Origin of the sequence: Brachybacterium sp. P6-10-X1 (genome assembly GCF_001969445.1) — a bacterium.
Lineage (GTDB): Bacteria > Actinomycetota > Actinomycetes > Actinomycetales > Dermabacteraceae > Brachybacterium.
Window position 1 is genome coordinate 4,148,281 of sequence record NZ_CP017297.1, and the last position, 13,039, is coordinate 4,161,319.

The 13,039-nt window shown below is 72.0% G+C and carries 14 protein-coding genes; 11 read left to right on the plus strand and 3 right to left on the minus strand.

Features of this window, described 5'->3' with window-relative positions:
• Positions 1–122: 122 nt before the first annotated feature.
• Genes BH708_RS18430 through purM form a run of 6 tightly spaced genes read left to right on the plus strand, consistent with a single transcriptional unit; the run spans position 123 to position 5,829 of the window.
• Positions 123–1,421: an adenylosuccinate synthase gene (locus BH708_RS18430; RefSeq protein WP_076810413.1), complete on the plus strand. Its 1,299-nt coding sequence runs from the start codon at positions 123–125 to the stop codon at positions 1,419–1,421.
• A 4-nt stretch (positions 1,422–1,425) separates the two neighbouring features.
• Positions 1,426–1,908: a sterol carrier family protein gene (locus BH708_RS18435; RefSeq protein ID WP_371329917.1), complete on the plus strand. Its 483-nt coding sequence runs from the start codon at positions 1,426–1,428 to the stop codon at positions 1,906–1,908.
• Positions 1,905–2,702 carry a copper homeostasis protein CutC gene (locus tag BH708_RS18440; RefSeq protein ID WP_076810414.1) on the plus strand — a complete coding sequence of 266 codons (798 nt, stop codon included), beginning with the start codon at positions 1,905–1,907 and terminating at the stop codon, positions 2,700–2,702. Before BH708_RS18435 ends, BH708_RS18440 begins: the two co-directional genes overlap by 4 nt.
• Positions 2,699–3,151 (plus strand): hypothetical protein, encoded by a 453-nt coding sequence (locus tag BH708_RS18445; protein ID WP_076810415.1) that lies wholly within the window; start codon positions 2,699–2,701, stop codon positions 3,149–3,151. The genes BH708_RS18440 and BH708_RS18445 overlap by 4 nt, the downstream gene beginning before the upstream one ends.
• A 42-nt stretch (positions 3,152–3,193) precedes the next feature.
• Complete coding sequence (gene purF, locus BH708_RS18450) at positions 3,194–4,684, plus strand: amidophosphoribosyltransferase (protein ID WP_076810416.1); 1,491 nt, start codon at positions 3,194–3,196, stop codon at positions 4,682–4,684.
• Positions 4,681–5,829 carry a phosphoribosylformylglycinamidine cyclo-ligase gene (gene purM, locus BH708_RS18455; protein ID WP_076810417.1) on the plus strand — a complete coding sequence of 383 codons (1,149 nt, stop codon included), beginning with the start codon at positions 4,681–4,683 and terminating at the stop codon, positions 5,827–5,829. The genes purF and purM overlap by 4 nt, the downstream gene beginning before the upstream one ends.
• Positions 5,830–5,996: 167 nt before the next feature.
• On the opposite strand, the gene BH708_RS18460 is transcribed toward purM, so the two are convergent.
• Positions 5,997–6,194 carry a DUF3073 domain-containing protein gene (locus BH708_RS18460; protein WP_076810418.1) on the minus strand — a complete coding sequence of 66 codons (198 nt, stop codon included), beginning with the start codon at positions 6,192–6,194 and terminating at the stop codon, positions 5,997–5,999.
• Between the two features lie 351 nt (positions 6,195–6,545).
• Here BH708_RS18460 and BH708_RS18465 point away from each other — a divergent pair, with 351 nt between their 5' ends.
• From BH708_RS18465 to BH708_RS18475, 3 genes are all read left to right on the plus strand, one after another.
• Positions 6,546–6,767, plus strand: a complete 222-nt coding sequence (locus tag BH708_RS18465; RefSeq protein ID WP_076810419.1) for a BldC family transcriptional regulator — start codon at positions 6,546–6,548, stop codon at positions 6,765–6,767.
• The gene (locus BH708_RS18470) at positions 6,764–7,732 is read left to right on the plus strand and encodes an alpha/beta hydrolase (RefSeq protein ID WP_076810420.1); all 969 of its coding nucleotides are present in this window, start codon (positions 6,764–6,766) and stop codon (positions 7,730–7,732) included. Before BH708_RS18465 ends, BH708_RS18470 begins: the two co-directional genes overlap by 4 nt.
• A gap of 79 nt (positions 7,733–7,811) precedes the next feature.
• A complete protein-coding gene (locus BH708_RS18475; RefSeq protein WP_076810421.1) occupies positions 7,812–8,297 on the plus strand; it encodes a hypothetical protein in 486 nt (161 codons plus the stop codon).
• On the opposite strand, the gene BH708_RS18480 is transcribed toward BH708_RS18475, so the two are convergent.
• A complete protein-coding gene (locus BH708_RS18480; protein ID WP_076810422.1) occupies positions 8,270–9,397 on the minus strand; it encodes a lysylphosphatidylglycerol synthase domain-containing protein in 1,128 nt (375 codons plus the stop codon). The two genes, BH708_RS18475 and BH708_RS18480, sit on opposite strands and share 28 nt — an antisense overlap.
• Before the next feature lie 61 nt (positions 9,398–9,458).
• Between BH708_RS18480 and BH708_RS18485 the strand changes: the two genes are divergently transcribed.
• On the plus strand, positions 9,459–9,803 hold the full coding sequence (locus tag BH708_RS18485) for a hypothetical protein (protein WP_076810423.1): 345 nt from the start codon (positions 9,459–9,461) through the stop codon (positions 9,801–9,803).
• Positions 9,804–9,917: 114 nt separating this feature from the next.
• Positions 9,918–12,791: a UvrD-helicase domain-containing protein gene (locus BH708_RS18490; RefSeq protein WP_076810424.1), complete on the plus strand. Its 2,874-nt coding sequence runs from the start codon at positions 9,918–9,920 to the stop codon at positions 12,789–12,791.
• On the opposite strand, the gene BH708_RS18495 is transcribed toward BH708_RS18490, so the two are convergent.
• Complete coding sequence (locus BH708_RS18495) at positions 12,788–13,018, minus strand: hypothetical protein (RefSeq protein ID WP_076810425.1); 231 nt, start codon at positions 13,016–13,018, stop codon at positions 12,788–12,790. The genes BH708_RS18490 and BH708_RS18495 overlap by 4 nt on opposite strands.
• Between the last annotated feature and the right edge of the window lie 21 nt (positions 13,019–13,039).

Consider the following 13,039-nt stretch of genomic DNA (forward strand, 5'->3'; position numbering starts at 1 on the left):
GCGCGGTCCATCGGCCGCGCCGCTGACCCGCGGACCCGCAGTCCATTCCTCGTATCCCGATCCTCATCCCCCGATCAGCCCCCTTCGTCGCACGTCGACGATCACTCGTCCCAGGAGCCGCCATGCCCGCCGTCATGATCGTCGGAGCCCAGTGGGGTGACGAGGGGAAGGGCAAGGCCACCGACCTCCTCGGAGAGCGGGTCGACTACGTCGTCAAGCCCAACGGCGGCAACAACGCCGGGCACACCGTGGTGGTCGGCGGCGAGAAGTTCGAGCTCAAGCTCCTTCCCGCCGGGATCCTCTCCTCGCAGGTCACACCCGTCATCGGCAACGGCGTGGTGGTCAATCTCGAAGCGCTGTTCGAGGAGATCGGCATGCTCGAGCAGCGTGGCGTGGACACCTCGCGCCTGCGGATCAGCGCCGACGCGCACGTCGTCACCTCCTTCCACCAGACGATGGACAAGGTCACCGAGCGCTTCCTCGGCAAGCGCGCGATCGGCACCACCGGACGCGGCATCGGCCCGGCCTACATGGACAAGATCGGTCGCCTCGGCATCCGCGTCCAGGACCTCTTCGACGCCTCGATCCTGCGGCAGAAGGTCGAGAGCTCCCTGCGGCAGAAGAACGAGTTGCTGGTGAAGGTCTACAACCGGCGCGACGTCGACCCCGAGGAGATCACCCAGGAGCTGCTCACCTACGCCGAGCGCCTCCGCCCGATGGTGGTCGACACCGTCGAGCTGTTGAACTCCGCCCTGGACCGGGACGAGGTCGTGCTGATGGAGGGCGGCCAGGCCACGTACCTGGACGTCGACCACGGCACGTACCCGTTCGTGACCAGCTCCAATCCGACCGCGGGCGGTGCCTGCACGGGCGCGGGGATCGGCCCCACCCGCGTCGACCGGGTGATCGGCATCGTCAAGGCCTACACCACCCGTGTGGGAGCCGGCCCGTTCCCCACCGAGCTCTTCGACAAGTGGGGCGAGTACCTCCAGAGAACCGGTGGCGAGGTCGGCGTGAACACCGGGCGCCCCCGCCGCTGCGGCTGGTACGACGCCCTGATGATCCGCCATGCGGTGCGCATCAACGGCTTCACCGACATCGTGCTGACCAAGCTCGACGTGCTCACCGGCCTCGACGAGGTGCCGATCTGCACCGGCTATGACATCGACGGGGTCATCCATCGCGAGATGCCGATGACCCAGACCGAGTTCCACCACGCGACGCCGGTCCACGAGACGCTGCCCGGCTGGTCCGAGGACCTCTCCGAGGCACGCACCTTCGAGGACCTGCCGGAGAACGCCCGGGCGTACGTCCATCGCCTCGAGGAGCTCGCCGGCTGCCGGATCAGCGCCATCGGCGTCGGGCCCGATCGGGCCGACACCATCGCCGTGCACGATCTGCTGCCGGAGACGACTCGCTGACGTGGTGACCCGCAGGACCGATCCCGAAGCAGGTCGCAGCGCCCTGGCGCGATGGGCGAGCGACCCCGCGGCCGCACGGCGCGCGGTACTCGCCCCCGCAGTCCGGCACACGCTGGAGATCTTCGCCGAGGAGCACCCCGGCGGAGCGGTCGAACTGCGCGTCCCGCCGTACGCGGCCGTGCAGGCCATCGAGGGGACCCGCCACACCCGGGGCACCCCGCCCGCGGTGGTCGAGACCGACGCCGCCGCCTGGCTCGAGCTCGTCAGCGGCGAACTTCTCTGGGCCGACGCCGTCGCCGCCGGACGCGTCCGCGCCAGCGGTGAGCGCAGCGACCTCGCCGAGCTGCTGCCCCTGCCCGGAGCGCGACGCGTCGTCCGCACCGCGCGGGAGCAGCGGGAGCAGACCGCGCTGCCCGTCCGGGAGCAGGCCGAGACACCCTCCCGAGGGCAGAGGCCGATCGATCACGAGCCCCAGGAGGACCGATGAGCTGCGCCGTGGAGATCGCCGTCCAGGACCTCGCCGGCCTGGAGGTCGCCGCACTCGGCGGCGCCGACCGGGTGGAGCTGTGCACGGACCTGGACCGCGGTGGCCTGACGCCGCCGCCCGAGCTGGTCGAGCAGTGCGTCGCCCGTGCCACGGCCCTGGTCGCCGCCCGGGACGCCAAGCCCCACTTCGACGTGCACGTGCTGATCCGCTGCCGCGCCGGTCAGGACGACTTCCTGGGACGACCTGCCGAGTTCGCCTTCTCCGACGAGGAGATCGCCCGGATGGCCCGCCAGGCCGAGGAGACCGTCACCGCCGGCGCCGCCGGCGTGGTGCTCGGCGCGCTCACCCCCGACGGCGAGCTGGACGTCCCCGCGATCGAGACGGTCCGGGACACCGCCCTGGTCGCCGCGCAGTCCGCGGCGCGCGGTCTGACCTTGACCTTCCACCGGGCCGTCGACGCCCTCCCCGGCCGCGAGCAGCGTGCCCAGGCCGTGCGCGACCTCCTCGGCCTCGGCTTCCACCGGGTGCTCAGCTCCGGTGGGGCCGCTCGCGCCCTCGACGGGGCCGACGACCTCGCGGCGATGGTCGCGGCGGCCGAGGAGCTGCTGGACGTGTGCGCCGGGGGAGGGGTCCGGCCCGCGGACCTCGCCGACCTCGCCGCCCGCACCGGCGTCGCCGACGTGCACCTGTCCGCCCGCCGCCGCCCCGGCGCCCCCGTCGAACCGGGCGCCCCCGACACCGAGACCGACCCGGCCGTCGTCGCCGCCGCGGTCGACGCCGCAGGAGAGCTGTGAACACCACCCGAGACGCCGAAGGCGCCGACCACCCCGACGATCTCGACCGGGGCGCATCCTCCGCCGCAGATGCGGCCGAGGAGTCGAAGGTCACCGAGGCACCGGTCGAGTCAGCGGAGGCGGACGCGGCCGCCCCGCGCTCCGTGGACCCCGACGACCCCACCGACCAGCCGTCCGCCACCGCGCGGGACACTTCCTCGGACGCCGGTTCCACCAGCATCTACGTGCGCCGCCGCCGCATCCCGACCCTGGCGTTCTGGGTCGCCGTGCTGATCGCCGCACCCATGGTGATCGCCCTGGTCATCTCGCCGTTCCTCGTCTTCCGGGATACCAGCAGCGTGGTGACCTTCGTGCTCGTCGTCGGGGTCTTCGTGGGGATCCCGCTGGCCGCCGTCGCCGCCGTGGTCGACGCCGTCCGCAACCGCTCCGGCGGTCCTCGCCGGCGGTGAGCGGCGGCCGCGTGCCCGGGTGCGCTGTGTCATCATGGTGCCGTGGCACGCGGAGACGGAAAGCTCACCCATGACCTGCTCCCCGGGGAGAAGGGCCCGCAGGATTCCTGCGGAGTCTTCGGCGTCTTCGCCCCCGGCGAGGACGTCTCGAAACTGACCTACTACGGTCTCTACGCTCTGCAGCACCGCGGGCAGGAGTCCGCCGGCATCGCGGCCTCCGACGGCTCGCAGATCCTCGTCTACAAGGACATGGGCCTGGTCTCCCAGGTGTTCGACGAGGCCTCCCTCGAAGCCCTGCAGGGGCATATCGCCATCGGGCACACGCGCTACTCGACCACCGGCGGTTCCGTGTGGTCCAACGCCCAGCCCACCCTCGGCCCCCGCCCCGACGGCACCGTGGCGCTCGCCCACAACGGCAACCTCGTCAACACCGATCAGCTGCTGGAGCTCGTCGAGCAGCGCCGCGGCACGCCCCGCTCCGGGGAGCTCGCCCGCGGCAACACCACCGACACCGCGCTGGTCACTGCCCTGCTCGACGCCGACGGTCCGCTCGAGGACTCGCTGCGCGAGATCATGCCGCATCTGCACGGCGCCTACTGCTTCACCCTCATGAACGAGTCCACGCTGTATGCCGCGCGCGACCCGCAAGGGATCCGCCCCCTCGTGCTGGGCCGTCTCGAGCGGGGATGGGTGGTGGCCTCCGAGACCGCCGCCCTGGACATCTGCGGCGCGAGCTTCGTGCGGGAGGTCGCCCCCGGTGAGATGATCGTCATCGACGAGCGCGGGCTGCGCTGCGAGCAGGTCATGGAGCCGCGGCCCAAGGGCTGCGTCTTCGAGTACGCCTACCTCGCCCGCCCCGACACGCGGATCGCGGGGCGCAGCGTCAACGAGGCGCGCGCCGAGATGGGCCGCCAGCTGGCCCGAGAGCACCCCGTGGACGCGGACCTGGTGATCCCGACCCCGGAATCCGGCACGCCCGCCGCGATCGGGTACGCCCAGGAGTCCGGTCTCCCCTACGGCCAGGGCATGGTCAAGAACGCCTACGTCGGCCGCACCTTCATCCAGCCCAGCCAGACCATCCGTCAGCTCGGCATCCGGTTGAAGCTCAATCCTCTGCGGGAGGTCATCGAGGGCAAGCGCCTGGTGGTCGTCGACGACTCGATCGTCCGCGGGAACACCCAGCGCGCCGTGGTCCGGATGCTCCGCGAGGCCGGCGCGGCGGAGGTCCATGTGCGGATCTCCTCGCCACCGGTGCGCTGGCCCTGCTTCTACGGCATCGACTTCGCCTCCCGGGCCGAGCTGATCGCCAATGGGCTGGGCATCGAGGAGATCGCCCGGTCCCTGGGAGCGGACTCGCTCGGCTACATCTCCGAGGAGGGCATGGTCGCGGCCACCGAGCAGCCCGCCGACTCCCTGTGCACCGCCTGCTTCTCCGGGACCTACCCGGTCTCGCTGCCCGACCCCGTCGCGCGTGCCCAGGGGATCGTCACCTCGGTCAACCACGAAGCCATCGCCGTCGGGAAGGACGCATGAACACCACGGACCCCAGCGCCCCCGCGATCACCTACGCCGATTCGGGGGTCGACACAGCTGCGGGCGACCGCGCCGTCGACCTCATGAAGGAGGCCGTGGCCGCGACGCACGGACCGCAGGTGCTCGGAGGGATCGGCGCCTTCGCGGGACTCGTCGACGTCAGCGCGCTGAAGGACTACCGCCGGCCGCTGCTGGCCTCCTCCACCGACGGCGTCGGCACCAAGCTCGCGATCGCCCGGGAGATGGACACCCACGACACCATCGGCCGCGACCTCGTCGGCATGGTCGTCGACGACATCGTCGTGGTCGGGGCGGCCCCGCTGGCCATGACCGACTACATCGCGTGCGGTGCCGTGGTGCCCGAGCGGATCGCGGACATCGTGCGCGGCATCGCCGAAGGCTGCACGCTCGCGGGCTGCGCGCTGGTGGGAGGCGAGACCGCCGAGCATCCCGGGCTGATGGGCGAGGACGACTACGACGTGGCCGGGGCCGCCGTCGGCGTCGTCGAGGCGGATCAGCTGCTGGGACCGGACCGCGTCCGTGACGGCGACGTGGTGATCGGGATGGACGCCTCCGGACTGCATTCCAACGGGTACTCGCTGGTGCGCGCCGTGCTCGCCGCGCAGAGCCTGTCGCTCCGGACCCATATCGACGACTTCGGCCGCAGCCTGGGCGAGGAGCTGCTGGAGCCCACGCGCATCTACACCGCCGACCTACTGGCCGTCCTCGCGGACCCGCGGGCCACCGGCGGCGTCCACGCGCTCAGCCACGTCACCGGCGGTGGTCTCGGCGCGAACCTCGCCCGCGTCATGCCCCGCGGCCTGGCGGCGCGCATCGACCGCGGCAGCTGGGAGCCCGGTGCCGTGTTCTCGCAGATCGCCCGCTGGGGCTCGGTGCCGCAGCTCGACCTGGAGGGCACGCTGAACATGGGGATCGGCATGGTCGCCCTGGTCGGTGCCGAGCAGGCCGATGCGACCCTCGCGGTGCTGTCCGAGCGGGGAGTGGGAGCGCGGGTGATCGGTGAGGTCGTCGGCGAGGACCGGCTGCCCGAACCGGGCAGCCATCTCGAGCACGTCATCGCGGGTGCCAAGGGCGTGGACGGCGGGGCGGTCCTTCTCGCCGGTCAGCACCCGGGCTGGGACTGAGGGGTCATGACCGCCGACACAGCACGAGGGCCGACCCATCGGGTCGGCCCTCGTGCCTGGTCACGGTCCCTGCGTGCGTCGGACGGTCCGCGTTCCGCTGCGGTGCGTGCGTCCCGCCGCCGACTCGTCCGTTCCCGGAGATCGCCTGTGCGGGTCGTCGACGGTCCTCAGCGGCGGTGCGCCGACGGCGCGTTCTCGTCCGCCCAGTCGTCGCTGTCCTCGGTCCGGTCGTCGCCGTCCGCGGAGCCCTCACCCCGCTGGGACTGCAGCTCGCGCTGCAGCGCCGACAGGTCCGTCGGCGGGCTGTAGTACTTGAGGTCCCGTGCCACCTTGGTGTGCTTGGCTTTCTGTCGGCCGCGACCCATGGATCTGACCCCCTGTGCGTCGGCTGCCGGGCTTCTTGTCGACCCGGAAGATGGCAGTGTGTCGGAACCTGATCGTACATGCATGCCCTGGCTTCCGGCGAACCGCGAGGGCGCGGACGTGCTCGATGTCCCTTCCCGTCGGTCGCGGTGCGGCGATGATACCGTCGAGAAACTTGGTCGGAAGCAGGGGTATGGTTTACCTGCACACGAACCTCGGCCGTCTATCCTTTGGTGGACGCCTTACCCGGGGCCGCCGTGACCGGACTCGTCAGGTCGACGCGGCCCGCGGACAGTTCCGACCCGGAGCTTGTCGCACTGTCTGCCCGTTGTACCGCTCGAAAGGCCCCCTGCATGAACACTGGATCCCCGGAGCGCCCGCACGAGCCCGGTGACCCCGGTGCGGAGCTGATGACTCCTGCCCAGGTCGCCAAGATGTTCCATGTCGACCCCAAGACCGTCACGCGCTGGGCACAGGCGGGCAAGCTCTCGTACATGCGCACGCTGGGCGGCCATCGTCGGTACCGCCGCGACGAGGTGGTCGATCTGCTGCGGGACAGCACCGAGGACGCGTGATCGAGGACCCGGTCCTCGGGGCCGGGTACACCGTCCGTCGGCTCGATCTGGGCGCCGACGAGGAGGGGCCGCTGGTGGCCTCCCTCGTGCACCGCGAGCCGACCGGTCCGCGCACGCACGGCGCTCGAAAGACCGCCGCCCGTGACGCGAGGCCCCCGGTCCTGGTCATGCATGGCTGGTCCGACTACGTCTTCGACCGAGGGCTGCTCGAGCACCTCGGGAAGGCCGGGTACGACGTCTGGGGCCTGGACCTGCGCAAGTACGGACGCAGCCTGCTGCCGGACCAGACCCCGACCTCCGTCGACCACCTCAGCCGCTACGACCGGGAGATCGGGACGGCGCTGCGGATCATCGGTGCGGATCGACCGCCGGTGCTGCTGGCCCATTCCGCCGGCGGACTGACCGCGGCGCTGTGGGCGCAGCGTCGGCCCGGCACGGTCCGTGCGCTCGCCCTGAACTCGCCGTGGCTGGAGATGCATCTCGGATCGGGTGTGCGCACTCTCGCCCGGACGCCCGTGCGGCTGCTGGCCGAGCATCTGCGCGCGCGCCCGATCCTTCCCGAGGGATCCTCGCACTACTCCCGCGCCCTCCACCGTGACTTCGGCGGGATGTACGACTACGACCTGGCGCTCAAGCCCGCCCGCGGGCATCGATTCCCCGCCGAGACCCTGGCAGCCGTGCTCGACGGCCAGACGCGGCTGCGCGCCGCCGGGCCCCTGGGGATCCCGGTGCTCGTGATGCACTCGGCCCGCAGCCGGTTCGGGGCGTCCTTCCGGGAAGGCATGCGACGCGCCGATACCGTGCTGGACGTGCATGCCCTCGCCCGGGCCGCCCGGCGCCTGGGACCCGACGTGCGGGTCGAGCCGATCGAGGGCGCTCGCCACGACGTGTTCCTCTCCGACGCCGACGCACGAGCGCGTGCGATCGGGATCCTGGACGACTGGCTGGAGACGCTCGCACCGTGAACGCCTACGATGGCAGCGCCCGGCGTCGGTGCGATCGAGACCGCGGTCGGCCCCGGGACCTGTGAGAAGGAGATGCCGGATGACCGCGGACCCGCGCCAGCTGAGGGAGCATGCCGCGGTGCTCCGCCACGGCGCCGACCGACTGACCCTGCTCCGCCTGCGCCTGGCCAACACGATCGTCGACGTCACCCGCTCCGGGGACGCGACCACCCGGCGGATCGGCGAGGAGGTCCGCGAGCGCTGGACGGATCAGCCCTACCTCGAGCTGGGACGCATCGCGGCCGGACTGCGGGCCAGCGCTCGGCGTCTCGACCGGATCGCCACCGTCGGGGAGCGCACCAGCGGCCGACGACTCGGCGGCTACGAGGGCGCCGGATTCCTGGGCCGCGGCGACGATGCCCACCGCCATGTGGGCGAGGTCGCGGAGTTCGTGGGCACCGCCCGCGGCGCCAGCATCGGCGGTTTCCCCCTCGTCCCGGCCGCCGACGAGGGACTGCTCGCCCATCCCTCGCACACCCTCGGCGTCGCCACCCCGGCCTATGACGAGGACGCCGACCAGGAGTGACCTCGCCGCGCGGGCAGCGTGGTCGAGACGACGATGCTGATCGCCCCGGCCAGCAGCGGCACCACCAGGGTGGCCACCAGCATCAGCATCATCGCCGCCGCAGCATCGGCCGCCGCGACTCCCAGGCCGACCAGCGCCGCGGCCAGGACCGTCTCGGAGATGCCGGCCCCGCCCGGGGTCACCGGCACCAGGGACAGCACGCGACCCAGCGCGAACACGGCCACCGTCAGCAGCAGGGGAATCTCGGCGCCGACCGCGTCGATCGCCAGCAGCAGCGCCCCCCACTGCACCGCCCGCGCCGCCAGCGTGGGCAGCAGCAACGGCCCGGTCCGCCGACGAAGGATCTGGATCAGGGCGTCCCGCTGGGTCAGGATCACGGTCTCGTACCGGGACGGGATCAGCTCCCCGAAGCGCCGGAGCAGACGCGTGAGCACCTCCCGACGCAGGAGGATCACGGTCAGCGCCAGGGCGAGCACCGCGCCGAGGAGCGCGACCAGTCCCGCCCCCAGGGCCCCGGGCAGGGAGGCCCCCGCCGGGGCCAGCAGCGAGGAGAGGGCATAGGCGCCCAGCCCCAGCAGCGGGACCAGGATCGAGGTGATCACCATCTCGACCAGCGAGGCGGCGATGATCCCGGTGACGATCACCGCCACCGTGACTCCCGAGCGGCGCAGGATCCATCCCAGCAGGCCGAGACCGAGCATCGACCCGCCCGGCAGCGCCAGGCCCATGCCCGCCGAGGCCGTGTGCCCGAGCAGCGCCGCGGGATACCGCGCACCGCGGACGGCGGTGCGCACCGTCAGCGCCTCCAGCGCCAGGGCGAGCAGTCCGAGCAGGGCCACCGCGACCGGCGCCCAGCCGGGGACCGCCGCCAGGGCGGCACCGATCTGCGTCCAGGTCACGCCGACCACCCAGGGCAGTCCCCAGATCAGCACGACGACCACCAGCAGCAGCGAGAGCACGCCGGTGACGAGCTTGCCGGGCGAGACCCGCGGGCGGTGCTCGAGATCCAGCGTCTCCGGCACCCAGGACGAGGCCGGGCCGGTGGCCGGCCCGGACTCGGGAGCAGGAGTGTCGGGGGAGCCGTCGGGAGCCGCTGACATGCGGCGATTCTCGCACGTCGCAGGCAGGGGCCTCCCAGGCCGTGCCCCGTATCGTGGAGGCATGTCCTTCGTGATCTCGCTCCTGCTCGTCCTGCACCTGCTCTGCTGGGCCACCAGCCTCGGCCTGTGGGTCGCCGCCCTGCGCACCAAGCAGCCCAACCGCGCCATGGCGCACGCCGCCGGGGGAGCCCTGGTGCTGGGCGTCATCATGATGGGGCTGTCGATGGCCACGGGCGCCGACGGGCACCTGTGGTTCACCCTGAAGCTGGTGATCGGCCTGGTCGTGACCGCCTTCTCCTATGTGGCGATCAACCGCCGCGAGGAGACCCCCGCGATCATCTGGTACGGCATCCCGACCGCGATCGCCCTGAACGTGGTCGTCGCGGTCTTCGGCATCGGCCGCTGACCCGACCGGGGCCACCCGAGCGGCGGGACGCCCCGTCCTCCGCCTCGACCTCTCGTCCACACGGGGCTCGTCAGCACTCGCGCTGTCGGGTCCCGTGCCTATCCTGGGGGCCTCATGAGTTCACTCTTCGACGACCTCTCCCTGCCCGATGCCTTCCGCCGCCTCGACGGTGTGACGGTCGCCCCCTCGGCCGCCGCGCCCGCCGACGGGAGCACCGGCCGGGAGCAGGCGCATCCGGGGCCGGGGGAAGCGCCCGCCCAGGAGGAGCCGCCCCTCGCGGAGGAACCGCCGCCGGAGGACGAGCCCCCGTTCGAGGACGTGTCCCCGTTCGAGGACGAGCCGCCGTCGACCGCGCTCCCCGCAGCGCCGGCGGATGACGAGCAGATCCCGCATCCGGCCGACCGGGCCCGACCTGCCGGAGACCGTCACGATGCCTTCGCCGTCGACCCCGCCGTCCTCTCCGAGCTCACCGACGGGCTGAACCCGGCCCAGCGGGAGGCCGTCGAGCACCGCGGCAGCCCGCTGCTGATCGTCGCCGGCGCCGGCTCCGGCAAGACTCGGGTGCTGACCCGGCGCATCGCGCATCTGCTCCGCGCCCGGGAGGCCCTGCCCGGGGAGATCCTCGCGATCACCTTCACCAACAAGGCCGCCGCCGAGATGCGCGAACGGGTCGGGGAGCTGGTGGGACCGGTCGCCCGCAGCATGTGGGTCTCCACCTTCCACAGCGCCTGCGTGAGGATCCTGCGCCGCGACGCCCAGGCCGCCGGCCTCAAGAGCACCTTCACGATCTACGACAGCGCCGACTCCCTGCGGTTGATCACCACGATCGCCAAGGACCTGGAGCTCGACACCAAGAAGCACGCCCCCCGGGCCCTGGCTTCGCGCATCTCCTCGCTGAAGAACGAGCTCATCGACCCGATCGACTTCGCCGATGAGGCCGAGAGCGCGAAGAACCCCTTCGAACGGACGCTGGCGCGGATCTACACGAACTACACCGAGCGCCTGCGCCAGGCCAATGCGGTGGACTTCGACGACCTCATCGCGTTGACGGTGACGCTGCTGCGGGAGAACCCGGCGATCCGCGAGGGCTACCGCCGCCGCTTCCGCCACCTCCTGGTCGACGAGTACCAGGACACCAACACAGCGCAGTATCAGCTGGTCCGTGAGCTGGTGGGGGAGGACCCTCGCGCCGATCTCACCGTGGTGGGCGACTCCGACCAGTCGATCTACGCGTTCCGCGGGGCCACGATCCGCAACATCATCGAGTTCGAGAAGGACTTCCCCTCGGCCCGCACCATCGTGCTGGAGCAGAACTACCGCTCGACCCAGAACATCCTCACGGCCGCCAACGCGGTGATCGAGGAGAACGAGGGACGGCGCAAGAAGAACCTGTGGACCGATCAGGGGGAGGGCGAGCAGATCACCCTGTATGTCGCCGACGACGAGCAGGCCGAGGCGCGCTACATCGCCCGCCAGATCGACGCCCTGGTCGACCATGGCCGCAGCGCCGGGGACATCGCGATCTTCTATCGCGCCAACGCGCAGTCACGCGCTCTGGAGGACCAGCTGATCCGGGTGGGGCTGCCCTACCGGGTCGTCGGCGGGACCCGCTTCTACGAACGGCGCGAGATCAAGGACGCCATGGCGTACCTGCGTGTCCTGGCCAACCCGGCCGACGAGATCAACCTGCGGCGGATCCTCAACGTCCCCAAGCGCGGCATCGGCGACCGGGCGGAGGCCGCGATCGCGATGCTCGCCGAGCGGGACCGGATCAGCTTCGGCGAGGCGCTGCGGCGTGCCGACGAGGCGCCGGGGATCGCCACCCGCTCCCTGAACGCGGTGCGCACCTTCGTCGCGATGCTCGAGGACCTCCAGGAGATGGCGTCCCGCGGTGACGGGCCCGCCGAGCTGGTCGAGGCGATCCTGCAGCGGTCGGGCTATTACGCCGAGCTGCAGGGCAGCGAGGACCTCCAGGACGAGTCGCGCCTGGAGAACCTCGCCGAGCTGATCAGCGTGGCCGCCGAGTTCGAGGCCGAGACCGAGGCGGCCGACGCCGCCGCCAGCGAGTTCGAGGAGGCGGAGCCAGAGGTAGGGTCCGACTCCGGGTCCAGGTCCGACCCCGGGGCCGAGCCCGGGACCGCCGCGGGGCCCGGGACGGCCGCAGGGCCCGGGACCGGCGCGGAGGGCTCGACCGAGGGACCGGCCGGATCCTCCGAGGTGATCGGCGCCGACATCGACCCCGAGGCCGCGCTCAGCGCCCCGGATGATCCCGAGGCCTCCCTGGTGGACCGCTTCCTGGAGAAGGTCTCCCTGGTGGCCGACGCCGATCAGCTCCCCGGCGGCGAGGACCAGTTCGTCACCCTGATGACACTGCACACGGCCAAGGGCCTGGAGTTCCCGGTCGTGTTCCTCACCGGCATGGAGGACGGCACCTTTCCCCACAACCGCACCCTCTCGGATCCGCACGAGCTGCAGGAGGAGCGGCGCCTGGCGTACGTGGGCATCACCCGCTCCCGCGAGCGGCTCTACCTCACCCGCGCTCAGATGCGCACCACCTGGGGACAGTCGCAGTTCATGCCCGGCAGCCGCTTCCTCGACGAGATCCCCGAGGCCGTGCTCGACGTGGCGCGGGCCGGCTCCACCCTCAGCGGCGCGGATTTCGGCGGCATGGGCGCGGGCGGATACGGCTCCGGCACCTCTGGCGGCAGCCGCTCCGGCGGCGGGCGCGGCCCGTCCTTCAGCGGCGGGATCGGCGGGGGGCGAAGCGATGTGAAGCGGCCAAGCTTCGGATCGGGGCGCACGCCCGTCTCCGCCGCGGCGATGCCCCAGCTGAGCGTCGGGGACCGTGTCACCCACGACTCCTTCGGCATGGGCTCGGTCACCGAGGTCTCCGGGCAAGGGGAGAAGACCCAGGTCGAGGTGCAGTTCAAGCCGCCGAACGGGACCAAGCGGCTGCTGCTGCGCTATGCGCCGCTGACGAAGCTCTAGGACGGGACCGTGGCTCCTCCCGCGACGATCTCCACCTCGATGCCTTCGGGGTTCTCGCCGTACCAGGCGATGTGATCGGGTCCGCCGGCATGCGGATAGGCCCCGGCGAACAGCTCGTGCCAGCCGGGCGCGTGCGCGGCGACGTCGGCGGTCCACAGTTCCAGATGGTGCAGCCCGGAGGGCGGCCTCGGCGCGTCCGGTTCGGGCGGGCGGGGCTCCACGGGCATGAGGTGATACTAGGCCGACGC

Bases quoted from the DNA above. Each gene is read 5' to 3' on its own strand.
- BH708_RS18430 (WP_076810413.1), top strand. From the start codon at position 123: ATGCCCGCCGTCATGATCGTCGGAGCCCAGTGGGGTGACGAGGGGAAG.
- BH708_RS18440 (WP_076810414.1), top strand. From the start codon at position 1,905: ATGAGCTGCGCCGTGGAGATCGCCGTCCAGGACCTCGCCGGCCTGGAG.
- purM (WP_076810417.1), top strand. From the start codon at position 4,681: ATGAACACCACGGACCCCAGCGCCCCCGCGATCACCTACGCCGATTCG.
- BH708_RS18460 (WP_076810418.1), bottom strand. From the start codon at position 6,194: ATGGGTCGCGGCCGACAGAAAGCCAAGCACACCAAGGTGGCACGGGAC.
- BH708_RS18465 (WP_076810419.1), top strand. From the start codon at position 6,546: ATGAACACTGGATCCCCGGAGCGCCCGCACGAGCCCGGTGACCCCGGT.
- BH708_RS18475 (WP_076810421.1), top strand. From the start codon at position 7,812: ATGACCGCGGACCCGCGCCAGCTGAGGGAGCATGCCGCGGTGCTCCGC.
- BH708_RS18480 (WP_076810422.1), bottom strand. From the start codon at position 9,397: ATGTCAGCGGCTCCCGACGGCTCCCCCGACACTCCTGCTCCCGAGTCC.
- BH708_RS18485 (WP_076810423.1), top strand. From the start codon at position 9,459: ATGTCCTTCGTGATCTCGCTCCTGCTCGTCCTGCACCTGCTCTGCTGG.
- BH708_RS18490 (WP_076810424.1), top strand. From the start codon at position 9,918: ATGAGTTCACTCTTCGACGACCTCTCCCTGCCCGATGCCTTCCGCCGC.
- BH708_RS18495 (WP_076810425.1), bottom strand. From the start codon at position 13,018: ATGCCCGTGGAGCCCCGCCCGCCCGAACCGGACGCGCCGAGGCCGCCC.